This is a genomic window from Lelliottia amnigena (genome assembly GCF_019047465.1).
GTDB classification, from domain to species: domain Bacteria; phylum Pseudomonadota; class Gammaproteobacteria; order Enterobacterales; family Enterobacteriaceae; genus Enterobacter; species Enterobacter amnigenus.
In genome coordinates, this window is sequence record NZ_CP077236.1 from 4,289,059 (window position 1) to 4,313,519 (window position 24,461).

21 protein-coding genes are annotated in these 24,461 nt (G+C 56.3%); 7 read left to right on the plus strand and 14 right to left on the minus strand.

The window, feature by feature from the left end; genetic code table 11:
• Window positions 1-99: 99 nt before the first annotated feature.
• From I6L74_RS20290 to nasR, 6 genes are all read right to left on the minus strand, one after another.
• A complete protein-coding gene (locus tag I6L74_RS20290; protein ID WP_059179793.1) occupies window positions 100-2,619 on the minus strand; it encodes a nitrate reductase in 2,520 nt (839 codons plus the stop codon).
• Complete coding sequence (nirB, locus tag I6L74_RS20295) at window positions 2,616-6,602, minus strand: nitrite reductase large subunit NirB (RefSeq protein WP_072241908.1); 3,987 nt, start codon at window positions 6,600-6,602, stop codon at window positions 2,616-2,618. The genes I6L74_RS20290 and nirB overlap by 4 nt, the downstream gene beginning before the upstream one ends.
• A 10-nt stretch (window positions 6,603-6,612) precedes the next feature.
• Window positions 6,613-7,401 (minus strand): ABC transporter ATP-binding protein, encoded by a 789-nt coding sequence (locus I6L74_RS20300; RefSeq protein ID WP_059179792.1) that lies wholly within the window; start codon window positions 7,399-7,401, stop codon window positions 6,613-6,615.
• A gap of 9 nt (window positions 7,402-7,410) precedes the next feature.
• Complete coding sequence (gene ntrB / locus I6L74_RS20305; protein ID WP_059179791.1) at window positions 7,411-8,292, minus strand: nitrate ABC transporter permease; 882 nt, start codon at window positions 8,290-8,292, stop codon at window positions 7,411-7,413.
• A gap of 1 nt (window position 8,293) precedes the next feature.
• Window positions 8,294-9,541 carry a CmpA/NrtA family ABC transporter substrate-binding protein gene (locus I6L74_RS20310; RefSeq protein ID WP_059179790.1) on the minus strand — a complete coding sequence of 416 codons (1,248 nt, stop codon included), beginning with the start codon at window positions 9,539-9,541 and terminating at the stop codon, window positions 8,294-8,296.
• A 227-nt stretch (window positions 9,542-9,768) separates the two neighbouring features.
• The gene (nasR, locus tag I6L74_RS20315) at window positions 9,769-10,953 is read right to left on the minus strand and encodes a nitrate regulatory protein NasR (RefSeq protein WP_059179789.1); all 1,185 of its coding nucleotides are present in this window, start codon (window positions 10,951-10,953) and stop codon (window positions 9,769-9,771) included.
• A 73-nt stretch (window positions 10,954-11,026) separates the two neighbouring features.
• Between nasR and I6L74_RS20320 the strand changes: the two genes are divergently transcribed.
• The 3 genes from I6L74_RS20320 to I6L74_RS20330 all read left to right on the plus strand — a co-directional run bounded on the left by I6L74_RS20320 (window position 11,027) and on the right by I6L74_RS20330 (window position 13,727).
• On the plus strand, window positions 11,027-11,380 hold the full coding sequence (locus I6L74_RS20320; RefSeq protein ID WP_059179788.1) for a DsrE/DsrF/TusD sulfur relay family protein: 354 nt from the start codon (window positions 11,027-11,029) through the stop codon (window positions 11,378-11,380).
• Window positions 11,381-11,486: 106 nt separating this feature from the next.
• Window positions 11,487-13,271 carry a methyl-accepting chemotaxis protein gene (locus tag I6L74_RS20325; protein WP_059179787.1) on the plus strand — a complete coding sequence of 595 codons (1,785 nt, stop codon included), beginning with the start codon at window positions 11,487-11,489 and terminating at the stop codon, window positions 13,269-13,271.
• A gap of 213 nt (window positions 13,272-13,484) precedes the next feature.
• Window positions 13,485-13,727 carry a DUF1883 domain-containing protein gene (locus tag I6L74_RS20330; RefSeq protein WP_012017712.1) on the plus strand — a complete coding sequence of 81 codons (243 nt, stop codon included), beginning with the start codon at window positions 13,485-13,487 and terminating at the stop codon, window positions 13,725-13,727.
• A gap of 95 nt (window positions 13,728-13,822) precedes the next feature.
• Here the strand turns inward: I6L74_RS20330 and I6L74_RS20335 are convergent, their stop codons facing one another.
• Entirely contained in the window at window positions 13,823-14,518 is a 696-nt protein-coding gene (locus I6L74_RS20335; protein ID WP_059179786.1) for a gamma-glutamylcyclotransferase, read from the minus strand.
• 178 nt (window positions 14,519-14,696) lie between these two features.
• On the minus strand, window positions 14,697-14,927 hold the full coding sequence (chaB, locus tag I6L74_RS20340; protein ID WP_059179785.1) for a putative cation transport regulator ChaB: 231 nt from the start codon (window positions 14,925-14,927) through the stop codon (window positions 14,697-14,699).
• 270 nt (window positions 14,928-15,197) lie between these two features.
• Here chaB and chaA point away from each other — a divergent pair, with 270 nt between their 5' ends.
• Entirely contained in the window at window positions 15,198-16,292 is a 1,095-nt protein-coding gene (gene chaA, locus I6L74_RS20345; RefSeq protein WP_059179784.1) for a sodium-potassium/proton antiporter ChaA, read from the plus strand.
• Between the two features lie 67 nt (window positions 16,293-16,359).
• On the opposite strand, the gene kdsA is transcribed toward chaA, so the two are convergent.
• From kdsA to hemA, 6 genes are read right to left on the minus strand one after another with little or no spacing between them, the layout of a single operon-like run.
• Window positions 16,360-17,214 carry a 3-deoxy-8-phosphooctulonate synthase gene (gene kdsA, locus I6L74_RS20350; protein WP_012017716.1) on the minus strand — a complete coding sequence of 285 codons (855 nt, stop codon included), beginning with the start codon at window positions 17,212-17,214 and terminating at the stop codon, window positions 16,360-16,362.
• A 36-nt stretch (window positions 17,215-17,250) separates the two neighbouring features.
• Window positions 17,251-18,060: an invasion regulator SirB1 gene (sirB1, locus tag I6L74_RS20355; RefSeq protein WP_059179783.1), complete on the minus strand. Its 810-nt coding sequence runs from the start codon at window positions 18,058-18,060 to the stop codon at window positions 17,251-17,253.
• 3 nt (window positions 18,061-18,063) lie between these two features.
• On the minus strand, window positions 18,064-18,456 hold the full coding sequence (sirB2, locus tag I6L74_RS20360; protein ID WP_059179782.1) for an invasion regulator SirB2: 393 nt from the start codon (window positions 18,454-18,456) through the stop codon (window positions 18,064-18,066).
• Window positions 18,453-19,283: a peptide chain release factor N(5)-glutamine methyltransferase gene (gene prmC, locus I6L74_RS20365; RefSeq protein ID WP_059179781.1), complete on the minus strand. Its 831-nt coding sequence runs from the start codon at window positions 19,281-19,283 to the stop codon at window positions 18,453-18,455. Before prmC ends, sirB2 begins: the two co-directional genes overlap by 4 nt.
• Window positions 19,283-20,365 (minus strand): peptide chain release factor 1, encoded by a 1,083-nt coding sequence (gene prfA / locus I6L74_RS20370; protein WP_059179780.1) that lies wholly within the window; start codon window positions 20,363-20,365, stop codon window positions 19,283-19,285. Before prfA ends, prmC begins: the two co-directional genes overlap by 1 nt.
• Before the next feature lie 42 nt (window positions 20,366-20,407).
• Window positions 20,408-21,664, minus strand: a complete 1,257-nt coding sequence (hemA, locus tag I6L74_RS20375) for a glutamyl-tRNA reductase (protein WP_059179779.1) — start codon at window positions 21,662-21,664, stop codon at window positions 20,408-20,410.
• A 210-nt stretch (window positions 21,665-21,874) separates the two neighbouring features.
• Between hemA and lolB the strand changes: the two genes are divergently transcribed.
• The 3 genes from lolB (at window position 21,875) to prs (ending at window position 24,425) form a co-directional block, all read left to right on the plus strand.
• A complete protein-coding gene (gene lolB, locus I6L74_RS20380; protein ID WP_059179778.1) occupies window positions 21,875-22,486 on the plus strand; it encodes a lipoprotein insertase outer membrane protein LolB in 612 nt (203 codons plus the stop codon).
• Complete coding sequence (ispE, locus tag I6L74_RS20385) at window positions 22,483-23,352, plus strand: 4-(cytidine 5'-diphospho)-2-C-methyl-D-erythritol kinase (protein ID WP_059179777.1); 870 nt, start codon at window positions 22,483-22,485, stop codon at window positions 23,350-23,352. The genes lolB and ispE overlap by 4 nt, the downstream gene beginning before the upstream one ends.
• Window positions 23,353-23,477: 125 nt before the next feature.
• Entirely contained in the window at window positions 23,478-24,425 is a 948-nt protein-coding gene (gene prs / locus I6L74_RS20390; protein WP_012017724.1) for a ribose-phosphate diphosphokinase, read from the plus strand.
• Window positions 24,426-24,461 lie beyond the last annotated feature (36 nt).

Here is a 24,461-nt window from a genome sequence, read left to right on the forward strand (position 1 = left end):
CCGCGCTTCCCTGCGCGTCGCCCCGGCCTGACGAAAACGCGTCGACAATTTACAGCCGGACCAGGTCACCGCGTTGAGCTCCAGATTTTGTGAAGATATTTACCGCTGCATTAATGCCGCCGTACTCCCTTCGGCAATCAACCCTTTAAGCTCCGGCACGCACGACCCGCAGTTCGTCCCGCAGCGTAATGTCGCCCCCAGCGCCGCTGCCGAATCACACCCGCCCGCGATGGCCTCACGGATTGTGTTTTCTCCCACGCTAAAGCAGCTACAGATTATCCGTCCAGGGTCTTTACGCTCGCCAGGGTTTTGTCCGTCCAACAACGCATGACGTTCAACGCGTTCAGCAGGCGGCGTTTGAAACGCCGATGCAATAAAATCATGTGCCAGTGCTGGCCGCGTTTTCCCTTCCCAAAATCCCAGCATCAGATCGCCGTTATGCCATGCCAGCATGCTGCTACGCTCGCCGGTCTGGGCAATCTGTAACTGCCAGCCCCGCGCGCTACACTGCGCCAGAATCACCTCTGACAGCGCTTTGTCGCTCGCCAGCGTAAGACGTTCAACACCCACCGTGGCTTTGCGCCACCAGTGGGCAAAAGCGGGCAGTTCAGGCAGCTCGCGCGCGTAAAGTTCGCCCTGCCATCCTGGCTGCCACGGCATAATCCTCACCGCCGTTTGTTTGCTTTCGGGCTGACCGGAATGCGGATCGCAACGCCCTTCCACCAGCGCGTTCACTTTCCCCTGACGTGCAAAGCGGTTATTCCAGTGCATCGGGGTAAACGCTTCGCCGTCGCGTTGCCCCGCAGTCACATGCACGCGCGCGACCATCACCCCGCGCGGCGAACTCAGGCGCGCCAGTTGTCCGTCTTGCAGCGCAAAACGTCGCGCATCCGCCGCCGAAACGTCCACCTGCGGTTCGGCGATATGCTGCATCAACCGTGGAACGTAGCCCGTGCGGGTCATGGTGTGCCACTGATCGCGCACGCGACCGCTGTTCAGAATCAACGGATAAAGCGCATCGGGCATCGCGCCATGATGTTCCGGCTCGACCGGGATAATTCGCCGCACCGGTATTTCACCTGTAGCCCATTGATAGGGTTCTAAATCATCCCACTGCTGGCGCGTTAACGTGACAAGGTCACTTAAGTTAAACGCCCGTGCGCCCGCATTTTCAAACGCCGACAGCGCGGCGTGTTCGCAGAAAATTTCCTGCGGATGCTGCCAGTTAAACGCGGCACCGTAACCCAGTTTTTTGGCTATCTCAGCGATAATCCACCAGTCCGGTTTTGCCTCTCCCGGCGCGGGCAAAAACGCGCGCTGGCGCGAAATCCGGCGTTCAGAGTTTGTGACCGTCCCATTTTTCTCGCCCCAGCCCAGCGCCGGAAACCGGATATGCGCAAAGCGGCTGGTGTCCGTATCGCGCATCACTTCCGAGACGATCACCAGCGGGCATGCCGCCAGCGCCTGACATACGGCGTGGCTATCGGGAAGCGAAACGGCAGGATTCGTGCCCATAATCCACACGGCTTTCACTTCTCCACGCGCAATGGCATCAAACAGGTCGACCGCCATCAGCCCCGGCGTCTGCGCCAGCCTTTCAGTTCCCCAGAAGCGGGCCACGCGTGAGAGATCATCCGGTTCAAAACTCATGTGTGCGGCCAGCTGGTTTGCCAGCCCACCCACTTCTCGCCCGCCCATCGCATTAGGCTGTCCGGTCAACGAAAATGGGCCGCAGCCTTCGCGGGCAAATTTCCCGCTGGCGATATGGACGTTAATAATTGCGTTGCACTTATCGCTCCCGCTCGACGACTGGTTGATGCCCATGGTGTAGAGCGTGACGGCGCGCCGCGCGGTGGTGAACCACTGATAAAATGTCTCAACCTCTGCAACCGCTAACCCGCAAAATGCCGCCACGCGCGGCGTTGGCCAGCTATTTTCGTCCTGAATATGATTAAGCAGTCCGACAAACAATCCTGCATCGCTGCCCGGCAGCAACGGGAGATGCAGATCGGCGATATCACAGGTCGCGGTTTTGCGGGGATCGATAACCACCACCTTTAATGCTGGATTAGCGGCGCGCGCCTGCACCAGCCGTTGATAAAGCACCGGATGCGTCCAGGCGGCATTCGACCCCACCAGCACCACCAGATCGGTCTTTTCGATATCGTCGTAGCTGCATGGCACGATATCTTCACCAAACGCGCGCTTATAGCCGGTCACGGCCGAGGACATGCACAGCCGCGAATTGGTGTCGATATTCGCCGCGCCAATGAATCCCTTCATCAGCTTGTTGGCCGCGTAGTAATCTTCCGTCAGGAGCTGCCCGGAGGCATAAAACGCCACGGACTGCGGGCCGTCAGTCGCGATAATCTCCCGTAAACGCTCGCCCGCCGTCGCCAGTGCCTGTGACCAGTCAACCTCACGATCGTCGATCATCGGGCGCAATAAACGCCCTTCCAGGCCGGTTGTTTCCCCCAGCGCCGAACCTTTCACACACAATCTGCCGTCATTCGCCGGATGCGTTTCGTCACCGCGCACGCGCACTTCGCCATTGTTTACGCTTGCCACCACGCCACAGCCGACACCGCAATACGGGCACGTCGTTCGGGTTTGGGTCATGAAGCCTCCGCACGCATCACCAGCTCGTCGCTGCTCACCCACACTTTGCCGGCTTCAATTTTCACCGGCCAGGCGCGTACCGCCGGTTCGCCGCTGTCCACCTGTCGCCCGTCGCGCAGGCGGATACGCTGTTTGTACAGCGGCGAGATAACGATCGGCTCGCCGCTCGCATCCCCCAGAATCCCGCGCGACAGCACGCTGGCGCTGCTGCCCGGCTCGATATCTTCCAGCGCATACACGGCTTTGCCGAATCGGAACAGCGCGATTTGCTGTTCACCAAGATGTGCGCCAATGCCCGCATGTTCCGGGATTTCGTCGACTTCACAAATTTCCTGCCAGCGCTTGAAGGCTTCCGTCACCGGCGCATTCACGCGGGTACGGAACAGCGCCAGACGGTTTGGATCGGCGAGCGTGGTTTGCCATTCGCATTGATACGTGTCGACAATCCGCGCCATCTCCTGCTCCAGTTCGTAGGCAATCCCCAGACTGTCATTCATGATCACATCGCGCAGATACTCGATGCCGCCCTCCAGATTGTCCATCCAGGTGCTGGTGCGTTGCAGACGATCGGCAGTGCGGATGTAAAACATCAGGAAACGATCCACGGTGCGCAGCAGGGTTTCGTCATCCAGATCGCTGGCAAACAGATCTGCATGGCGCGGTTTCATGCCGCCGTTACCGCACAGATACAGGTTCCAGCCCTTGTCGGTTGCAATCACGCCGACGTCTTTACTCTGGGCTTCGGCGCATTCCCGGGTGCAACCTGACACCGCCATTTTGATTTTGTGCGGCGCGCGCAGGCCCTTATAGCGATGCTCCAGCGTCACGGCCAGACCCGTTGAATCCTGCACGCCGTAACGACACCACGTCGACCCGACGCACGATTTCACGGTACGCAGCGATTTCCCGTAGGCGTGCCCGGTCTCAAATCCGGCTTCGACCATCGCCTGCCAGATTTCGGGTAGCTGTTCCAGCGTCGCGCCAAACAGGTCGATTCGCTGACCGCCGGTAATTTTGCTGTACAGCTGATAACGCTTCGCGATTTGCCCGATGGCGATCAGCCCGTCAGCACTGACTTCACCGGCAGGCATGCGCGGGACAATCGAATACGTGCCGTCTTTTTGAATATTGGCAAAATAGCGGTCGTTGGTGTCCTGGAGCGGCAGATGCGCAGGTTTGAGCAGATATTCATTCCAGCACGACGCCAGCACCGATCCGACCAGCGGCTTACAAATTTCGCAGCCGTGGCCGTGCCCGTAGCGGGCAATCAGCTGTTCAAACGTATGGATGCGGTTGACGCGCACCAGGTGATAAATTTCCTGACGCGAATAGGCGAAGTGTTCGCAGATATCTTTTTTCACCTCCACGCCCTGCGCCGCCAGCTGGAACTCCATGACCTGTTTGACCAGCGCGCTACACCCGCCACAGCCGGTGGCGGCTTTGGTGCACTGTTTAACCGCGCCGATGTCCGTTGCCCCGGCGCTCACCGCCTGGCAGATATCACTTTTACTGACGTTATGACAGGAGCAGATCTGCGCGCTGTCCGGCAGTGCGGCGACACCAAGTACTTTGGGCGTACTCCCCGCAACGGCGGGTAAAATCAGCGTTTCAGGATCTTTCGGCAGGCTGATGCCGTTGAGCATCATCTGTACCAGCGTCGCGTATTCGGCGGCATCCCCCACCAGCACACCGCCGAGCAGAGTTTTACCGTCTTCACTGACCACAATTTTTTTGTAGATTTGCTGCGGACCGTGCGTCCACTGATAACTTTGCGCGCCGGGCGTGCGGCCATGCGCATCGCCAAAAGAGGCGACGTCCACACCCAGCAGCTTCAGTTTGGTGCTCATGTCCGCGCCCGCAAAAGCGTGTTCTTCCCCGGCAAGCTGTGCTGCCGCCACGCGAGCCATCTGATAGCCAGGCGCCACCAGGCCAAAGATTTTACCTTCCCACAGCGCACATTCGCCAATGGCAAACACGTCTTCATCCGAGGTGCGGCAGTGGTGATCGATACAAATCCCGCCGCGTTCGCCAAGGGTTAATCCGCTGATACGCGCCAGCGCGTCCTGCGGGCGGATCCCGGCGGAAAAGACCACCATATCGGTGTTCAGCTCGCCGCCATCGGCAAAACGCAGCACCAGACCGTCATCGGTGCGGGCGATTTCAGTTGTCGATTTACTGGTGTGCACGCCAACGCCGAGGGCTTCAATTTTGCGGCGCAGCATCGCCGCACCGTCGTTATCAAGCTGAACCGCCATCAGGTTCGGGGCGAATTCAACAACGTCCGTGTCCAGTCCCAGCTGCTTGAGCGCGTTCGCCGCTTCCAGCCCTAGCAGACCGCCGCCAATCACCACGCCGCGTCGCGCATGGGCTGCATGCGCCGCGATACTGTCTAAATCGTCCAGCGTGCGATAGACAAAACAGCCCGGCAGATCGCGACCCGACACGGGCGGCACAAACGGATACGATCCCGTCGCCAGCACCAGTTTGTCCCAGTGGGTTTCATGGCCACTGGCGGTGCGCACCACCCGCGCCTCGCGGTCAATATCGACAATTTGCTGCGAAAGACGCAGCTCAATGCCATTCCCGGCAAAGAAATCACCTTGCACCAGTGAGAGTGAATCGGGATTACGATCGTCAAAATAGGCTGAAAGATGCACACGGTCGTAGGCCGCATAGCGCTCTTCGCCAAACACGACAATCTGATAATGCTGATGCAAATTGCGGTTCACGCAATCTTCGAGAAAATGGTGGCCGACCATACCGTGTCCAACCACCACCAGAGTAGGTTTTGTCATAGCGTTCTGTCCTGCAACCTGGGGTTGCGTAGTGAATCGATCGAACAGCCAGTCCGCCTGAGCGGGCACCGGCTTTGCCAGTAAATCGGTGAGCGTCGCCGCACTGCGGCAATCGCCAAAGATCAGCACGCCCGCAAGCGTGCCGTTGCGAATCAATAAGCGCCGGTAATGACGCGTCAGCGGGTCCCACGACGTCCAGAGGTCATCACCCGCCTGCGCCGTCACGCAACCGGCGCTGAACAGCTCAATGCCGGTCACTTTCAGGCGCATGCCGCTGTCGCAGGGGGTAAATGCGGCGCAGATTTTGCCTGCCAGTCGGGCAGCCAAAATATCGGCCTGCGCCAGGCATGGCGCGACCAGTCCCCACGTCTGGCCGTTAATTTCGCTGCATTCGCCAATGGCACTGACGCCGGGATGTGAGGTTTGCATCAGGCTGTCCACCACGATCCCTTTGGCACACAACAGCCCGCTGGCTTTCGCCAGTGAGGCATTGGGTACTACGCCGGTCGCCAGCACTACGCGCGTGGCCGCACGCGTGCGCCCGTCAGAGAGCGTCACGGTATGAGATGTGATGTTGGTGATCCCCGACGCCAGTTCGCAGTCAATTCCCCGCTCTTTTAACGCCTGCTCCAGCAGCGCGCCGGTCTGCTGGTCAAGCTGCTGTTCCATCAGCCACGGCCCGCGATGCACAATCGTGACGTTGTCACAAGAATGACGTAGCGCGGCGGCGGCTTCGACGCCCAGCACGCCACCGCCAAGCACCACAACTGGACCGGTCGCGGCCAGAATGGTGTCCACGTCTTTTAACGTGCGAAAGGTAAACACGTTCGCCCCGTCACTGCCCGACACGGGCGGAATGAACGGCTGCGAACCGGTGGCAAATACCAGTTCATCCCAGCGCACAGACCGCTGTGCCGTGTGGATTTCCCGCGCGGCCAGATCCACCGCCGTCACCCTTTCACCGGTCATCACCGTCACGCCACGCGCCTGATACCAGGCGTCATCATGAAACCGCGTGGCGGCCGCCTGTTTTTCGCCGCCCAGCACCGGCGAAAGCTGAATGCGGTTGTACGCAGGCTCGGCCTCCTCGCCGATCACGGTAATGATGAAGCGACCGGGTGCACGTTCGGTCAGCGACTCGATCAGTCGCGTTGCTGCCATGCCGTTACCAATAATGACCAGTCGCATCGTTAGCTCCTCAGGCCGCTTTCGGCTGTTTTTCGTAGAGGAAACGCAGAACCTGCTGGCGCATGTGGTGATAGCGGCTGTCTTCAGCCAGTTGCACGCGATTGCGCGGACGCGGCAAATCAACCTGCAAAATCTCGCCCACCGTGGCCGCCGGGCCGTTGGTCATCATCAGCACGCGATCGGAGAGAAGCACTGCTTCGTCCACATCGTGGGTGATCAGTACGATAGTGGTGTTCAGCTCCTGCTGGATTTTCATGACCGAATCCTGCAGATGTGCGCGGGTCAACGCATCCAGCGCGCCAAAAGGCTCATCCATCAGCAGCACTTTTGGCTTCATCGCCAGCGCCCGCGCAATACCCACGCGCTGCTTCATCCCGCCGGAGATTTCCCCCGGACGTTTATGCAACGCATGACCCATTTGCACGCGGTCGAGATTGTGCTCGATCCACGCTTTGCGCTCCGCTTTGCTCATGGTGCGGCGGAAAACCTGATCGACCGCCAGCGCCACGTTGTCGAAACAGGTCAGCCACGGCAGCAACGAGTGGTTCTGGAACACCACCGCGCGTTCCGGGCCTGGTCCGGCGATTTCGCGGTTATCACAAATCAGCCCGCCCTCCGTGGGGAACGTAATCCCGGCGATAAGGTTCAGCAGCGTAGATTTGCCGCAGCCGGAGTGGCCAATCAGGCTAACGGTTTCACCTTCGTGGATATCAAAAGAGACGTTTTGCAGCGCCAGAAACTCGCCGCTGGCCGTGGAAAAACGCTGGCTCACGCCCTGTACCTGAATTAATGGTTTCATGTTCGTTCCTTATTTTTCCTGCCAGCTAAAACGCCGGGCGATCAGCATCAGCCCCTGCTCCAGCAGCAACCCGACCACGCCGATGATGACAATGGCGATGAGAATGTTTTCAACGTTAAGGTTGTTCCACTCGTTCCAGATCCAGAAGCCGATCCCTAATCCCCCGGTCAGCATTTCGGCGGCAACAATCACCAGCCACGCAATGCCAATTGAGAGCCGCACGCCCGTCAGCACTGCGGGCAATACGGCAGGAAACAGAATGCGGCGCATGATGGTCCACTCAGAAAGTTGCAATACGCGCGCAACGTTGAGGTAGTCCTGCGGGATCCGGCGCACCCCTTCGGCGGTATTGATCACCATCGGCCAGATGGAACAGATGAAAATGGTCCAGCTCGACGCCGGCTCCGCTTTCTGAAACAGCAGCAGACCGATCGGCAGCCACGCCAGCGGGCTGACCGGACGCAGAAGCGCGATCAGCGGGGTGAACATGCGCGAGAAAAAGGTGAATCGACCAATCAGAAAACCGAGCGGAATGCCGACAATCGCCGCCAGACCGAACCCAATCGCCACGCGCTGGAGCGAGGCGAGAATGTTCCAGCCAATCCCCATGTCGTTCGGTCCGTCACGGTAAAACGGGTCGGCAAACAGCGTGATAGCGGAATCCAGCGTGCTGAGCGGCGTAGGGAAACCTTTGCTGTTGATCGCGGCCAGTTGCCATACCACCACCAGCAATCCCAGGCCAAGAAACGCCGGGATCACGCGCTGGAGGAATTCGTTTATCCGGCGGGCAAATGCCGGTGTGCGGCGACGAACCTGAACCGGTGGCAGCGTAATGACTTCGCCGCTAACGGGCTTTTCAGCCACGATCTGTGTAGTTTGCATCTGTTTCATTTCATGCCCCTTTACGGTGAATGGCGAAGCGACTGGCGTAGCCTTCGGGATCGGTGCCGTTCCAGACGGTGCCGTCCATGAGTGTGCTGCTGCGCATCGGTGACGACGGCGTGCCTATCCCGCCCACGGCGGTAGCGGCGTCCTGCCAGATAGCGGTCTGATTGATGCGCTGTGCAATTCCGGCGTAATCCGGTTCGGTTTTCAGTAGCCCCCAGCGGCGGAACTGGGTCAGGAACCACATGCCGTCGGAGTGCCACGGATAGCTGACCGCGCCGTCGTTGAAGAAACGAATCGGATGGGCATCCTGCCAGCGCTGGCCGATGCCGTTATCGTATTCGCCCAGCATGCGCCCGGTGAGATACTGCTCTTTGGTGTTGAGCCAGGCGCGACGCGACAGAATGAGCGCCGTTTCACGTTTATTTTCCGGTGAGGCATCAATCCAGCGCGCTGCCTCCATCACGGCGCTGACCAACGCTCGCGCGGTGTGCGGATTTTTCTCAACCCAGTCGCGGCGCGTGCCGAGAATTTTCTCCGGATGTTCCGGCCAGATGGACTGTGAGGTCGCGGCGGTAAAGCCGATTCGGTCGTTGATAGCGCGGGCGTTCCACGGCTCGCCGACGCAAAAGCCGACCATGTTGCCGATGCGCATGTTCATCACCATCTGTGGCGGCGGAACGACCACGGTGCGCACATCGTCAAAGGGATTAATGCCCGCGCTGGCCAGCCAGTAATAGAGCCACATGGCGTGCGTGCCGGTTGGGAAGGTATGGGCGAAACTGTAAGTGCCGGGTGCCTGTTGCTGAATCAGCTTTTTCAGCCCATCAACGTCGCGTACACCTTTATCCAGCAGATCGTTTGAAAGCGTGATTGCCTGACCGTTGTGGTTCAGCGTCATCAAATTGGCCATCGGCTGCGGTTTACCGGCGATACCCAGCTCCAGTCCGTACAGCAGGCCATACAGAATGTGTGCTGCATCCAGTTCACCGGCGACCAGTTTGTCGCGCACTGCGGCCCAGCTGGCTTCTTTTGTCGGGACAATCGTAATGCCGTATTTTTTATCAAAACCTTTTAGCGCGGCGATCACCAACGGCGCGCAGTCGGTTAAGGGGATAAAGCCCACACGCACCGTCTCCAGCTCCGGTTTATCCGAGCCTGCCGCCCACGCGGAGTGCATGACGCCTGGAAGCAGCATCGCCCCGCCTGCTATTGCGCTTGCCTGTAAAAATCGCCGTCTCGTCCAGTTCACCATGCTCACTCCCGAAAAAAAGCCAAAAAAAAGCGCCCGTCAATGCCGAAGCATTGCTGGACGCCTTTATCCTGAAAACGAACGCACCGCCGTTGGCGCGTCGTTAAAATTTGTTAATGTAATAATGCAAAGCGGATGCCAGGTTTTAACGCCTTAGTCAGGCGGTTTTCACGCTGTTGCCCCCGTTTTTCGCACCTCAATCATGCAAACAATGCCCACCGATTGTGCATCTACTCCTTTGGTATTACCTGCCACAGCGTCTTGACCGTGAGCAGCGCACGTGCGATATCCACCATGCGCTGATTCTTATCCATCGCCATTTTTCGCAGGGCATACCACGCCTGTTCTTCGCTCATATTTTGATGCGTCATAAGCACGCTTTTCGCTTTATCGATGGTTTTGCGCTCCTCAAGGGTGTCGCGCAGCGAGGCAAGCTGGCGGGACAGTAATTCGATTTCTCGCGTCTGCTGACGCACCAGCGACAGGAGCGGTTTGTCGGGCCAGTGTGTGAACGGATCATCCGTCTCGTCAAAAAACTCAAAAGATTCATTATCTGAATGCATTCGCGCTTCGACGGCGTGCATCAGATCGGCAATCATGACCTCTTCAAGGGCGCGAAGATGTTCAAGACGCGCCGTTTGCAGCGCAAACCAGTTGAGCGCGGTCGCGCCCTGATCGGCGGCAGGCTGGCGGGTACAGGCGACCCGGCGCAGCTGTTCAGTTTCGACACCGGGCAAGCAGTGGCGATCAAACGTGGTCTGCACGTCAGGCTGGACGCGCGACAGGAAAACGTCAAAACAGGCTTGCTGAGCATCGATGCGGTCGACCAGAGTCTGGCGCATGTCATCGCTGAAATGCCCCTCGGTGAAACCAATCGCCCCCAGCGCGCGCTCCTGCCCCGCCAGCTCTTTGCCCTGCATCAGGCTATACAGCGCCACAAATCGACTCGCTATTTGCGGATCGTCAATGCTGTCATTGAGCTGAGGAATGATACTGAGGACATGGCGCAGCGTACGGCTGTATTGTTCCATCGCCAGATGCGCTTTGATGCTGCGCGAAACGACCGCCTCCCGCAGCGGACCCAACTGCTCAAGCTGATGGAGGGCGCTGGCGATACGCTCGCAGACGGCGCTGCCTGAAAAAGGCGACTGCTGCGCCAGCGCAACGTGAAATGCGGCCAGATTTTGATCCGCTAATGCCCGGCTGGCTTTACACTCGGCGGCGTAGAGCTTCCCCTGCGAGCAGAGCCAGATATTTGACGCTCCGCGTTCGCACTGTAGCATGTGGGCGAGCGTGCTGATGCAGCTCACCAGTTCGCCGAGCTGCGCCAGGTTGCTGAACTGTTGTTTGCGCATCCGCTTTGCGCGCTGAAGCCATTCGGTTGCGCCGGGTGGACTGCCGTAGATGTTCGTCATGCTTACTCTCCCGGATCGTTTTTATCCTCAGAGCTAAGCAATATCCGTGCCCCTTTATGAAACTGGAGTGAACATGCAGAAAATCGTTATCGTCGCCAACGGTGCGGCTTACGGAAGTGAATCCCTTTTTAACAGTCTGCGACTGGCGATTGCTTTACGCGATCGGGAGAGCGCGCTGGACCTGCGGCTGTTTTTGATGTCGGATGCCGTGACTGCCGGGCTAAAAGGACAGAAACCTGCCGAGGGGTATAACATCCAGCAGATGCTGGAGATCCTCACCGCGCAGGATGTTCCGGTGAAGCTGTGCAAGACCTGCACTGACGGACGCGGGATTACGTCTTTGCCGCTGATCGAGGGCGTGGAAATTGGCACACTGGTTGAATTAGCCGAATGGACGCTGGCCGCCGATAAAGTATTAACTTTTTAATAATAAACCTCAGATAATATTATTTTCTTATGGACGCGGTTGCATCATCAAGTTCCCCGCTGAGTTGCCGATACGAACCTTAAGTCAACTCAGCAGGTATTAACGTATGTTCAGATCAATCCGCGCTCGTATTATCGCCGCAACGACAGGCTGTCTGGTCGTTGCCCTTGTTCTTAATACCTTCATTAACTTCTACGTCACGCGACAGGATAACCAGCAATCTCAGCGCGATATCCTCGCCAGTACCAGCGCCAGCCATAATATTGCCATTGCCGACTGGGTGAACAGCAAGCTCACGGTAATTGCTTCTGCGCAATCCGTGGCCCTCAATGACGACCCGGTGCCGGTGTTTAAACAGCTGGCCAAGGCGGGGGGATTCACCAACGTTTACGTCGGCTACGCCAGTAAAACGGCGAAATTCTCCGATCCTGAAGGCGTACCGGCTGATTACGATCCGACCGTGCGTCCGTGGTATCAGCAGGTGGTAACCGCCGATGCGCCCGTCGTGACGGCGCCTTACGTGGATGCCGGAACGGCTAAACTGGTGGTGACGTTTGCCGTGCCGGTGAAAGAGAACGGTGAGCTGAAAGCGGTCGTCGCCGGAGACGTGGCGATGGACAGCGTCGTCGCGAACGTTCGCGGTATCCATCCTACGCCTGCCAGCAGCGGGTTGCTGATCGACAGCGACGGAACGGTGATTGCCGCAAACGATCCGGCTCAAACAATGAAGCCGTTTTCCGAAGCCATCAAAAATGTCGATTTGAACGACCTGAAAAAAGGTGCAGCAATCGACGGGACATTAGCGGGCGTCGAGAAAACCTTTATCGCCACGCCGATCGCAGGCACCCACTGGCTGTTGGTGGTCGCCCTCGACAGCAGCGATGCAACATCGGGTATGCGTTCCCTGCTGAAAGCCTCTGGCCTGTCGCTGGTGATTCTGGTGTTGCTCAGCGGAGCCATTATTCATTTCGTCATCGCCCGCTTGCTGAAACGTCTGTCAGACGTTCGTGATGCCATGCACGCCATCGCGAACGGGACGAACGACCTGTCTCAGCGCTTGCCGGAAAATGGCCAGGACGAAGTGGCGGAAATCGCCCATGCGTTTAACGCCTTTAGCGATAAGCTCTCCACGGTGATGGTACAACTGCGTGATGCCAGCGCCTCGGTGAAAAATGCGGCGCGCGAAATTGCCGCCGGAAACCAGGATCTTTCGGGACGTACCGAGCAAGCAGCCTCCAGCCTGCGTGAAACCGCCAGTGCGGTCGAGCAAATTACCGCGTCTGTGACGCAGTCTAATGAGTCCGCCGCCGAGGCCAACGATCAGGCCAGCAAAGCCTCTGCTGCCGCATCGCGCGGGGGCGAAGTGGTTTCACAAGCCATCACCACCATGCAGTCAATTGAAGTGGCTTCTGCAAAGATCGGCGACATCACCAGCGTTATCGACGGAATTGCGTTCCAGACCAACATTCTGGCGCTGAACGCAGCGGTTGAAGCTGCTCGTGCGGGTGAACAAGGTCGCGGTTTTGCTGTTGTCGCCGGTGAAGTCCGTAGTCTGGCGAGCCGCAGTGCGCAGGCCGCGAAAGAGATCAAAACGCTGATCGATTCGACCGCTCACAGCGTGGCAACCGGTTCGCGCTATGTTCATCTTGCCGGTGAAAGCATGGATGAGATCCGCGCCAGCATTGGCAGCGTGTCGGGGATTATGCGCGAGATTTCGGTGGCGACCAGCGAACAGATGAAAGGCATTCACGAGATTAATCATGCCGTGACGCATCTCGATCGCATGGTGCAGCAGAACGCCGAACTGGTAGTGGAATCCGCCGCGGCGGCAGGCGCATTGCAGAGCCAGGCGGGCGACCTGGCTGAAACGGCCGGCCATTTCCGCATTTAATGTTATGACGGCGCGTATTTGCCTGTTCAAATACGCGCCAGCTAATCCCTTTCAGGCATTTTGTCATTTTTGTTTAATCGTTATGCCATTTTTTGATCAAAATCAGCATCCCGACCCTTCCCCTTTGGTGTTATGCCATGAGTGAATTGTGAACAACATCACGCTCAGGATTAACCGCAGGGAGAGCGTTGTTTTCGGACTACGGGGTAAATAATGGCACTGGTAAAAACAAGTTTGAAACTGTTTGGCGGGGATACAGTCGTGGTGCGTTGCTCAGAGCGCTGCCATATTCATTTGATGAGCACAAAAGCACAGAAGTCGTCGCAGGCGGATATTTTAAGCGTGCAGAATAAAGACAATGCGTGGCTAACGGTGCCTTATACCGGCACATGGGATGTGTTGATCGACAGTCACAGCCAGTCTCTTGAGCATTCCGTAAGTTACGTTGCAGCTTGACAGCTTGATAGCTTGATAGCTTGATAGCTTGATAGCTTGATAGCTTGATAGTGAAGGATATGGCCCGGATGCTTAACGCAACCGGGCTTTTTTTATCAGGCGAACCCTGGGCGTAACGACGCTTCGTGAGATTCTCCGTCCAACAACGTTTTGATTTTCGACACCAGTTCGTTCAGGCAGTCATCTTTCATTCCCAACCGTGCCAGCTCTTGATCAAGCGAGAATACATACTCTGCGTTGGTGCCCAGCGGGCCACTGGCCGCGGCAATCAACGGCGCAATCACCTGTGTGCGCGTGTCGGCTTCGTACAGCGCATGACGCGGGTCCATGATAAACACCAGCGCATTGACGGTGCGTCCGTCGTCAAGTTGCAGCTTGCACCAGCTCGGCATATAGCAGCCGGTGATCATCTCGCGCTTCCACAACAGGGTCAGCTCGTCTTCCAGCGTGTCGTCCGGCAAACGGTAGGCCACGCCCGTGGTGCGCCCGCCCTCTTTCAGTGCAAGCATCCGGCCTGGCTGACAGGCACTGCCGCGTCCAGCCGTCAGGCGCAAACAAAACGCGCGATGCCAGCCGGGTAGCGTACCCGTTGCGGATTCCCGGTACTCCAGCGCGGGGTTCCACATCAGCGAGCCATAGCCAAATATCCAGACCGGGCCATTATCAGGACGGCAGGCCATCGTCGCCGCAAGCGACGCTGCGCGCTGTTCGGCTGACCAGAGAAGCGATTCTTCTATGTCACCAAATGCCGTTTTACAATCTGCGTTCAACAAGAAATCACGCGTTAACACCTTACACCTCCGCCACTGCTTGCTTCCTTGCGACAACTGTTAGCGCCTTCCCGGCATTGTATTGACTGCTCATTTTGACAGCAGTTAATAAACGATAAGCAAATAACGGGCCGGATGCAATACAACGGAAGTTCAACAGCCAGAAATGTCCAAACAGAGGTGGCTCATCATGTGGCCACTATCTCTTTTTGTGCCATTTATCATCCTCACCTTTTTCATAATCATGTTTAACCGCAGCCCAGGCAACGCGATGCGCGGTCTCTTCGCGGCTGGCATCGTCCCGGCGATCGTCTTTGTCTTTGTATTGATCCCAGGCACTGTTAAACGCTTCTTTGTAAATATCCTGCGCATGCGGTGGCAGCACATGCTGTACGCTATCGGGTAAATCACTTTTCGATTTATAAGGCATCGCTAACCTCTCTTTTCACGAAAATAATAAGTGTGGTCGATAGTGTGCAACCCTGCCAGCAATATGACATTCGTGTTAAATACAACATCTTAATATGCTGTTAATTAGGATGTATTTTCAATAAATGCACCATTATGAGCACTTAGGCAAAAAATATCCTCATGTCGTAAAATTAGGTAAAAATTCGCAGGAATTTACCCGTTTTCTGTTAGTTTAGTGGGCTTGAATTTCACTCTATAATTACAATCATCTGCATTGACGGAGAATCGCATGACAACAACACAGGAGGCGGTAAAAACCCGCCACAAGGAGACGTCACTCATTTTCCCGGTCGTGGCACTGGCTGTGCTCTTCTTCTTAGGAAGCAGTCAGTCATTGCCAGTGGTCGTCGGGATTAATGCTCTTGCTCTGGTAGGTATTTTGTTTAGCGCCTTTAGCGTAGTACGACACGCCGATGTTCTGGCACACCGTCTTGGAGAGCCTTACGGCTCGCTGATTTTAAGCCTTTCCGTCGTTATCCTCGAAGTCAGTTTAATTTCCGCATTAATGGCGACCGGCGACGCCGCGCCAACGCTGATGCGCGATACGCTTTACTCCATCATTATGATTGTGACCGGCGGTCTGGTGGGCTTTTCGTTATTGCTGGGCGGACAAAAATTTGCGACCCAGTACGTGAATTTGTTTGGAATTAAACAGTATCTGATTGCCCTGTTTCCGCTGGCAATTATCGTTCTGGTATTTCCAATGGCACTGCCGGGTGCGAATTTCACCTCCGGTCAGGCCCTGCTGGTCGCGCTCATCTCTGCCGCCATGTACGGCGTGTTCCTGCTGATTCAGACCAAAACGCACCAAAGCCTGTTCGTCTACGAGCATGAAGATGACGGCGATGACCCGCATCACGGTAAGCCCTCCGCGCATAGCAGCCTGTGGCACACCGTTTGGCTGATCGTGCATCTGATTGCGGTGATTGCCGTGACCAAGATGAATGCCAATCCGCTTGAAACGCTGTTGACCGAATTGAATGCGCCTGTTGCGTTTACCGGCTTCCTGGTAGCCCTGTTAATTCTCTCGCCAGAAGGGTTGGGTGCACTGAAAGCGGTACTGAGCAACCAGGTTCAGCGCGCAATGAATTTGTTCTTTGGCTCTGTGCTGGCAACGATTTCATTGACCGTTCCTGTCGTGACAATGATTGCCTTTATGACCGGCAATGAGCTGCAGTTTGCGCTGGGTGCGCCAGAAATGATTGTCATGGTGGCGTCATTGTTACTGTGTCAGATTTCGTTCTCTACCGGACGTACGAACGTGCTCAACGGTGCAGCACATATGGCGCTGTTTATCGCTTATCTGATGACAATCTTCGCCTGAGACTGATAGCTTCAAACGAAAAACGGCAACCCTGGGGTTGCCGTTTTGCTTTGTATCGCGGGACGCGTTAGTTGCTGGTATCCAGCTCGTCGAAGCTTTTAACCAGATCGTCAATCGCTTTGATTTGCTTCAGGAACGGTTCCAGCTTATCCAGCGGCAGCGCGGACGGGCCGTCGCATTTCGCGTTGGCTGGATCCGGGTGCGCTTCGATGAACAGGCCGGCGATACCCGTTGCCATGCCCGCACGTGCCAGTTCAGTCACCTGACCACGACGACCGCTGGATGCTGCGCCAAACGGGTCGCGGCATTGCAGGGCGTGCGTTACGTCAAAGATTACCGGTGAGTTGTTGGAGACTTTCTTCATCACGCTGAAGCCCAGCATGTCCACAACCAGGTTGTCGTAGCCAAAGTTAGCGCCACGATCACACAGGATAATTTGGTCGTTGCCACCTTCGATAAACTTATCAACGATGTTACCCATCTGGCCTGGGCTGACGAACTGTGGTTTTTTAACGTTGATCACCGCGCCGGTTTTCGCCATCGCTTCCACCAGATCGGTCTGGCGCGCGAGGAATGCCGGAAGCTGAATCACATCAACCACTTCCGCGACAGGCTGAGCCTGTGACGCTTCATGTACATCGGTGATCACTTTCACGCCAAACGTCTGTTTCAGCTCCTGGAAAATCTTCATCCCCTCTTCCAGGCCTGGGCCACGGTAAGAGTTGATAGAGGAGCGGTTGGCTTTGTCAAAAGAGGCTTTAAACACATACGGGATACCCAGTTTCTGAGTTACGGTCACGTAGTGTTCGCAGATGCGCATCGCGAGGTCACGGGATTCCAGAACGTTCATACCGCCAAACAGCACGAACGGCAGGTCGTTTGCCACGTTGATATCACCAATGCTAACCACTTTTTGTTTCATAGGATCGCCTTATTCAGGTGTGAATCGGAATTAAGATTAATGCAGTGTAATGTGTTTATGCGCGATCGAATTGATCTGCGCGCGAATCATTTCGCTTATCGGGTCTTCCGGGCACTGCTCAACGAAGTAGTTCAAATCCGTCAGCGCAACGTGATCGCAATCCAGCTGTGCGTAGATAAGCCCGCGATCGCGGATCTCATACGGATCTTCCGGATTGAACTGAAGCAGCACCTCGCTGGCGCGTAATGCCAGTTCCATCTGCCGTTCTTCCATGAGCGCAGATTTCAACGTATCAAGCAGCTTGCGAACGACTTCAGCGTTGTCAGCCTCATCGAGATCTTCATTGAAAAGCTCAGCAACCGGGCTGATATTGCCTTTCAGCCAGACATCCAGCGTGTGTTCGTCAAGCGTGTCGCCGTTGAACGGGTTGATTAACCACATCTCACCGTCCAGCGATTCCGCGCGCAAAATCAGCTGCGTCGGGAAGATAACCGGAACCAGCGGAATATCCAGACGGTTCGCGACCCACAGCAGAACAGCCCCTAAGGCCACTGCGCTGCCCTGACGGTGTTTCAGTACCTCATCCAGCCAAAGCGCATCGGAAAGGCGGTACACGCCACGCGTGTCGCAAAAGCCCCATTCGCCGTAAAACAGCTCGATCAGTTTTTCCAGTTGCCACTCCTGAGAACGCGCCTGAGTAATCTCTTCACGCGCCAGGCTCACCAGGCTTTCCAGTTCATCGTAGACCCACTCTGATGTGAAATCGTCGCGGATCATCTCCGATATCAGGACCATCCCATCGCAAAGCGGGACTTTATTAAATTCGAAATCGGCTAAGGACTTCATGACTTACCCCAGTAACGGTATTCTTGTGGTGGCGAGTTTAATGATGATGTACAGCACCACCAGCCCCAGCAGAAAGGCAATAAATCCGGCCTGCTGGCTGCGCGGACGACGACGCCCAAGCGCGATAAAACCCAAAACGATGTAGATGATAACGCCAAACAGCTTCTCAGTCAGCCATGTGCCTTTATCAGTAAATGGCAGATAGCCCGTGACCCACATCAAACCCGCGCCAGAAAGGAACAGCACCGTGTCGATACAGTGGGGCACCACGCGCACCCATCGGGCGTCAATGAGTGAATTGTTGCTGTAGCGCCACCAGTAACGCAGCACGAAAAAGCTGATGGTTAGCGTAACGGCGGCAATATGCGCATAAATCAGAACGCTGAACATACTCATGCCATTTTGCCCAGCGTTAAACGGTCATTGCCACCGTAGTCCTGACAGGTTTCGACCCGTTCATAACCTGCCTGAGTAAACAGCGCGCGTACCGCCTCGGCCTGTGTCCAGCCGTGTTCAATCAACAGCCAGCCGCCAGCGGTAAGGTACTGACGTGACACCGTCACAATATGCGCAATATCCGCTAAGCCTTCATCTGCCGCCACTAACGCCGTGAGCGGTTCAAAGCGTACATCGCCCTGCGACAGATGGGGATCGCATTCATCAATATACGGCGGATTGCTGACAATCATGTCAAACTGCTGGCCGACGAGCGCGTCAAACCAACTGCTTTGTTGGATCTTAACGTTGTTGAAACCGAGACGCGCCGCGTTACGCAACGCGAGCGCGACGGCATCGGGCATCACGTCAACGGCAGTGACCTGACAATCCGGACGCTCGCTCGCCAGCGCCAGCGCTATCGCACCGGTTCCAGTCCCTAAATCGAGGATCCGGCAGGCCGTTGCGGGAAGACGCGCAAGCGCGTGTTCAACCAGACATTCGGTATCCGGGCGCGGGATCAGCGTGGCCGCAGAAACATACAGCGGCAGCGACCAAAATTCGCGTTCTCCCGTCAGGTGCGCAACGGGTTCACCCGCTTTGCGACGCGACAACAGAGCGGAAAGCTGCGCATGCTGATCCGCCGTCAACGCCGTTTCACCAAATGCCAGAATAAAGGTCCGCGCTTTGCCGGTAACATGTTCCAGCAAGATTTCAGCGTCACGCCGCGGGCTTTCGCTTTCGCTAAGCTCGGCGATCGCAACGCGTAACCAGTGCTGAAAATCCATTAGTCTTGATCTGCCAGTGCCGCCAGCTGATCGGCCTGATATTCCTGCACGATGGGCTCAATCAGCGAATCAAGTTTGCCTTCCATGGTTTCGTCCAGACGGTAAATGGTCAGGTTGATACGGTGGTCGGTCACGCGCCCCTGCGGGAAGTTGTAGGTGCGGTTACGGTCGCTACGATCGCCGCTGCCCAACAGGTTACGACGGGTTGAGGCTTCGGCCTGCTGACGTTTGGCAATTTCTGCCGCGCGAATACGCGACCCCAATACCGACAGTGCTTTGGCTTTGTTTTTGTGCTGGGAGCGCTCGTCCTGACATTCCACCACAATCCCGGTCGGCAAGTGGGTAATACGGATAGCAGAGTCGGTGGTGTTAACGTGCTGACCGCCCGCGCCGGATGAACGGAAGGTGTCGATACGCAAATCGCCTGGATTAATATCCGGCAGTTCAGCTTCGGGCACTTCCGGCATCACTGCAACGGTACAGGCGGAGGTGTGGATACGGCCCTGTGATTCCGTGGCCGGAACGCGCTGTACGCGGTGTCCGCCGGATTCAAACTTCAGACGACCATAAACGCCTTCACCGCTGATTTTAGCGATCACTTCTTTATATCCGCCATGCTCGCCTTCGTTGGCGCTCATGATTTCGACACGCCAGCGACGCGATTCTGCGTAACGGCTGTACATGCGGAACAGATCGCCGGCGAACAGCGCGGCTTCATCCCCGCCTGTACCGGCGCGGACTTCGACAAACGCGTTGCGCTCGTCATCGGGATCTTTCGGCAGCAGCAGAACCTGAAGCTGTTGCTCCATCTCTTCTGCACGGGCTTTGGCTTCCTGCAGCTCTTCTTGCGCCATCTCGCGCATTTCAGGATCGTCGAGCATCATCTGCGCGGTTTCAATATCTTCCTGAACCTGCTGCCAGTCGGTAAAGCAGCGCGAAACATCGCTTAGCTGCGCATATTCACGCGACAGCGCGCGAAAACGATCCTGATCTGCAATAGTCGCGGCATCGCCGAGCAAGGCCTGAACTTCTTCGTGGCGCTCGTGCAGAGCTTCCAGTTTGGCGACGATAGAGGGCTTCATAGGCGTAAAATGCACCTTGTAATAGAAAATGGGTGTGTGGCGCTATTCCAGCCCGAGGCTGTTGCGCAGAATAGTCAGGCGTTCATCATCCCCGTTACGGGCAGCCTGTTGAAGTGATTTGGTTGGAGCATGAATTAACCGGTTGGTCAGTTTCCACGCCAGGTCCTGCATAATTACCTGCGGATCGCCACCCTGTTCGAGGGCCGCCATCGCTTTGGCCGTCAGATCGTCGCGCACAAGCTCCGCCTGACCGCGATACTCACGGATGGTCTCGCTGGCGCTTTGCGCACGCAGCCAGGCCATAAATTCGCCCGATTCCTGCTCAACGATGGTTTCGGCCTGAACAGCGGCCGCTTTGCGTTGCGCAAGGTTGTGCGAAATGATGCTTTGCAGATCGTCAACGCTATACAGATAGGCGTTCGCCAGCTTGCCCACTTCCGGCTCGACATCACGCGGGACGGCGATGTCCACCAGCAGCATCGGCTGGTTACGGCGCGATTTGAGCGCACGTTCCACCATCCCTTTACCGATGATCGGCAGCGGGCTGGCGGTTGAACTGATAATAATGTCAGCGTCTTTCAGGCGTTCATCAATATCGCTTAGCGCGATAACTTCTGCGCCCACTTCATCCGCCAGAACCTGCGCGCGTTCCCGCGTACGGTTGGCGATGATCATATGCTTGACCTTGTGCTCACGCAGATGACGCGCCACCAGCTCAATCGTCTCCCCTGCGCCAACGAGCAGCACGGTAACGGTTGAGAGGGATTCGAAGATCTGACGCGCAAGCGTACAGGCAGCGAAAGCAACCGAAACCGCACTGGCACCAATGTCGGTTTCGGTTCGCACTCGCTTGGCGACGGAGAAGGATTTCTGGAACATGCGTTCCAAATCGCTGGCTTTTAAATGGCCTTTCTGAGAATCCGCAAAGGCTTTTTTCACCTGACCCAGAATTTGCGGCTCGCCGAGCACCAGTGAGTCAAGACCGCTGGCGACGCGCATGAGATGACTGACCGCATCGTTATCCTGATGCCAGTACACGCTGGCACGCAGCTCGTCTTCGTTCAGATTATGGTATTCGCATAACCAGCGAATCAGCGCTTCGTGGAGGTTATCCTGTTCTTCAACGCTCAGGTATAGCTCAGTACGGTTACACGTCGAGAGCACCACGCCGCCCTGCACCATCGGTTGCGCAAGCAGGCTGTCCAGCGCCTGGTCGAGCGTATCCGGCGAAAACGTAACACGTTCTCGCAACGCAACAGGGGCCGTTTTGTGGTTGATGCCGAGTGCTAAAAGGGTCATGTGAGCGGGAGTAGTACCAGCGTTAATAAGGTTAGCAGGACGCATCATACCTGATGCGCGAGATCAATAAAAGAGACTGCCCCCTTTCGGAGTAATAGGCCTCACCCGCTAATTTCATGATTTAAGACAATATGAACGTAGACGCTGCCACCGCCGGACGCTAGCATTAAGGGTTATAACTGCAACGCATCTCAAGGATTTGTCACTACTATGGCCCGATTGACTCGTTTGTTACCGCTGGCGGCACTGGTCCTCTCTGCTTGCTCGATTACTCCCCCCAAGGGCCCCGGCAAAAGCCCTGACGCACCGCAGTGGCGTCAGCATCAGCAGGAAGTGCGCAACCTAAGCCAGTACCAGACCCGCGGCGCTTTCGCTTATCTCTCCGACCAGCAAAAAGTGTACGCACGCTTTTTCTGGCAACAAACCGGACAGGATCGTTATCGTCTGCTTCTGCTGAACCCGTTGGGAAGCACCGAGTTAGAACTCAAAGCACAGCCGGGTGAAGCACAAATTACCGATAATAAAGGCCAGCAGTACACCGGCACCGATGCCGAAGAGATGATTGGCAAGTTGACGGGAATGCCGATTCCTATCAACAGCCTGCGTCAATGGATCCTGGGCCTCCCGGGCGATGCGACGGATTACAAACTTGACGATCAGTATCGTCTTAGCCAAATCAACTACAGCCAGAACGGTAAAACCTGGAAAGTGGTGTACGGCGGTTATGACAGTGCCAGTAAACCCGCGCTGCCATCCAGTATGGAACTGACCGAAGGCGGGCAGCGCATCAAGCTGAAAATGGACAACTGGATCGTTAAATGATGACCCAATGGCCCTCCCCGGCAAAACTGAACCTGTTTTTGTACATTACCGGCCAGCGTGCTGACGGATATCACACACTGCAGACGCTGTTTCAGTTTGTTGATTATGGCGACACGATCTCCATTGAACCGCGTCAGGACGGCGAAATCCATTTGCTGACGCCGGTTGATGGCGTCGCCAGCGAAGACAACCTGATCGTGCGCGCTGCGCGGCTCTTAATAAAAGCGGCGGCAAATTCAGGGCGGTTGCCTGAGCATTATGGTGCCGATATTGGCGTCGAAAAACGTCTGCCTATGGGCGGTGGTCTGGGTGGCGGGTCGTCAAATGCGGCCACGGTGCTGGTCGTGCTGAATCATCTATGGGGCTGCGGATTTTCGCAGGATGAGCTGGCAACGCTCGGGCTGACGCTGGGTGCCGATGTGCCGGTATTCGTTCGCGGTCATGCAGCCTTTGCCGAAGGCGTTGGCGAGATTATTACCCCCGTCGATCCGCCGGAAAAATGGTATCTTGTCGCACACCCTGACGTGAGTATTCCAACTCCGGTTATTTTTAACGATCCGGATTTGCCGAGAAACACGCCTGTGCGGTCAATAGAGACGTTACTAAAATGTGAATTCGGCAACGATTGCGAGGTTATCGCAAGAAAACGTTTTCGTAAGGTTGATGCGGCGCTTTCCTGGCTGTTAGAATATGCGCCGTCGCGCCTGACTGGCACAGGTTCGTGTGTTTTTGCTGAATTTGACACCGAATCCGCCGCTCGTCAGGTGCTAGAGCAAGCTCCGGAATGGCTGCATGGTTTTGTAGCACGTGGGATGAACACGTCCCCCCTACAGCAGACCATTCTGGCGCAGACTGAGTTTCGGTGACAACGTCACCCTGTTCCAGACGTTGCATCGCGCTCTTTAATACACCGCCTGGATAGCGTTCGCCTGGCCCGCACAGTTTGTGGCGAAAGTTATCCACCATTGGACGCATGCCTGAGGTTCTTCTCGTGCCTGATATGAAGCTTTTTGCTGGTAACGCCACCCCGGAACTAGCACAACGTATTGCCAACCGCCTGTACACTTCCCTCGGCGACGCCGCTGTAGGTCGCTTTAGCGACGGCGAAGTCAGCGTACAAATTAACGAAAATGTACGCGGTGGTGATATTTTCATCATCCAGTCCACCTGTGCTCCAACTAACGACAACCTGATGGAATTGGTTGTTATGGTCGATGCCCTGCGCCGTGCTTCTGCAGGCCGTATCACGGCTGTTATTCCTTACTTTGGTTATGCCCGCCAGGACCGTCGCGTCCGTTCAGCGCGTGTTCCCATTACCGCTAAAGTTGTTGCTGACTTCCTGTCGAGCGTTGGTGTTGACCGCGTTCTGACCGTTGACCTGCACGCAGAACAGATCCAGGGCTTCTTCGACGTTCCGGTTGATAACGTATTCGGTAGCCCAATCCTGCTCGAAGATATGCTGCAGCTGAATCTGGACAACCCAATTGTGGTTTCCCCGGATATCGGTGGCGTAGTTCGCGCGCGTGCAATTGCAAAACTGCTCAACGATACCGACATGGCTATCATCGATAAACGCCGTCCGCGCGCTAACGTTTCTCAGGTGATGCACATCATCGGTGATGTTGCTGGCCGTGACTGCGTTCTGGTTGATGACATGATCGATACCGGCGGCACGCTGTGTAAAGCCGCCGAAGCACTGAAAGAACGTGGTGCTAAACGTGTGTTTGCATACGCAACTCACCCGATTTTCTCGGGTAATGCGGTCAATAACCTGCGCAACTCCGTGATCGACGAAGTTGTGGTTTGCGATACCATTCCACTCAGTGAAGAGATCAAGGCGCTGCCAAACGTGCGTACTCTGACCCTGTCCGGAATGTTGGCCGAAGCGATTCGTCGTATCAGCAACGAAGAATCCATCTCTGCTATGTTCGAGCATTAATCGAACCCAGCGCAAAAACCCGCTGCGGCGGGTTTT

What these genes read in the sequence shown, in the direction of transcription:
- I6L74_RS20290 (WP_059179793.1), bottom strand. Translation starts at nt 2,619, where the DNA reads ATGACCCAAACCCGAACGACGTGCCCGTATTGCGGTGTCGGCTGTGGC.
- nirB (WP_072241908.1), bottom strand. Translation starts at nt 6,602, where the DNA reads ATGCGACTGGTCATTATTGGTAACGGCATGGCAGCAACGCGACTGATC.
- I6L74_RS20300 (WP_059179792.1), bottom strand. Translation starts at nt 7,401, where the DNA reads ATGAAACCATTAATTCAGGTACAGGGCGTGAGCCAGCGTTTTTCCACG.
- ntrB (WP_059179791.1), bottom strand. Translation starts at nt 8,292, where the DNA reads ATGAAACAGATGCAAACTACACAGATCGTGGCTGAAAAGCCCGTTAGC.
- I6L74_RS20310 (WP_059179790.1), bottom strand. Translation starts at nt 9,541, where the DNA reads ATGGTGAACTGGACGAGACGGCGATTTTTACAGGCAAGCGCAATAGCA.
- nasR (WP_059179789.1), bottom strand. Translation starts at nt 10,953, where the DNA reads ATGACGAACATCTACGGCAGTCCACCCGGCGCAACCGAATGGCTTCAG.
- I6L74_RS20320 (WP_059179788.1), top strand. Translation starts at nt 11,027, where the DNA reads ATGCAGAAAATCGTTATCGTCGCCAACGGTGCGGCTTACGGAAGTGAA.
- I6L74_RS20325 (WP_059179787.1), top strand. Translation starts at nt 11,487, where the DNA reads ATGTTCAGATCAATCCGCGCTCGTATTATCGCCGCAACGACAGGCTGT.
- I6L74_RS20330 (WP_012017712.1), top strand. Translation starts at nt 13,485, where the DNA reads ATGGCACTGGTAAAAACAAGTTTGAAACTGTTTGGCGGGGATACAGTC.
- chaB (WP_059179785.1), bottom strand. Translation starts at nt 14,927, where the DNA reads ATGCCTTATAAATCGAAAAGTGATTTACCCGATAGCGTACAGCATGTG.
- chaA (WP_059179784.1), top strand. Translation starts at nt 15,198, where the DNA reads ATGACAACAACACAGGAGGCGGTAAAAACCCGCCACAAGGAGACGTCA.
- kdsA (WP_012017716.1), bottom strand. Translation starts at nt 17,214, where the DNA reads ATGAAACAAAAAGTGGTTAGCATTGGTGATATCAACGTGGCAAACGAC.
- sirB1 (WP_059179783.1), bottom strand. Translation starts at nt 18,060, where the DNA reads ATGAAGTCCTTAGCCGATTTCGAATTTAATAAAGTCCCGCTTTGCGAT.
- sirB2 (WP_059179782.1), bottom strand. Translation starts at nt 18,456, where the DNA reads ATGAGTATGTTCAGCGTTCTGATTTATGCGCATATTGCCGCCGTTACG.
- prmC (WP_059179781.1), bottom strand. Translation starts at nt 19,283, where the DNA reads ATGGATTTTCAGCACTGGTTACGCGTTGCGATCGCCGAGCTTAGCGAA.
- prfA (WP_059179780.1), bottom strand. Translation starts at nt 20,365, where the DNA reads ATGAAGCCCTCTATCGTCGCCAAACTGGAAGCTCTGCACGAGCGCCAC.
- hemA (WP_059179779.1), bottom strand. Translation starts at nt 21,664, where the DNA reads ATGACCCTTTTAGCACTCGGCATCAACCACAAAACGGCCCCTGTTGCG.
- lolB (WP_059179778.1), top strand. Translation starts at nt 21,875, where the DNA reads ATGGCCCGATTGACTCGTTTGTTACCGCTGGCGGCACTGGTCCTCTCT.
- ispE (WP_059179777.1), top strand. Translation starts at nt 22,483, where the DNA reads ATGATGACCCAATGGCCCTCCCCGGCAAAACTGAACCTGTTTTTGTAC.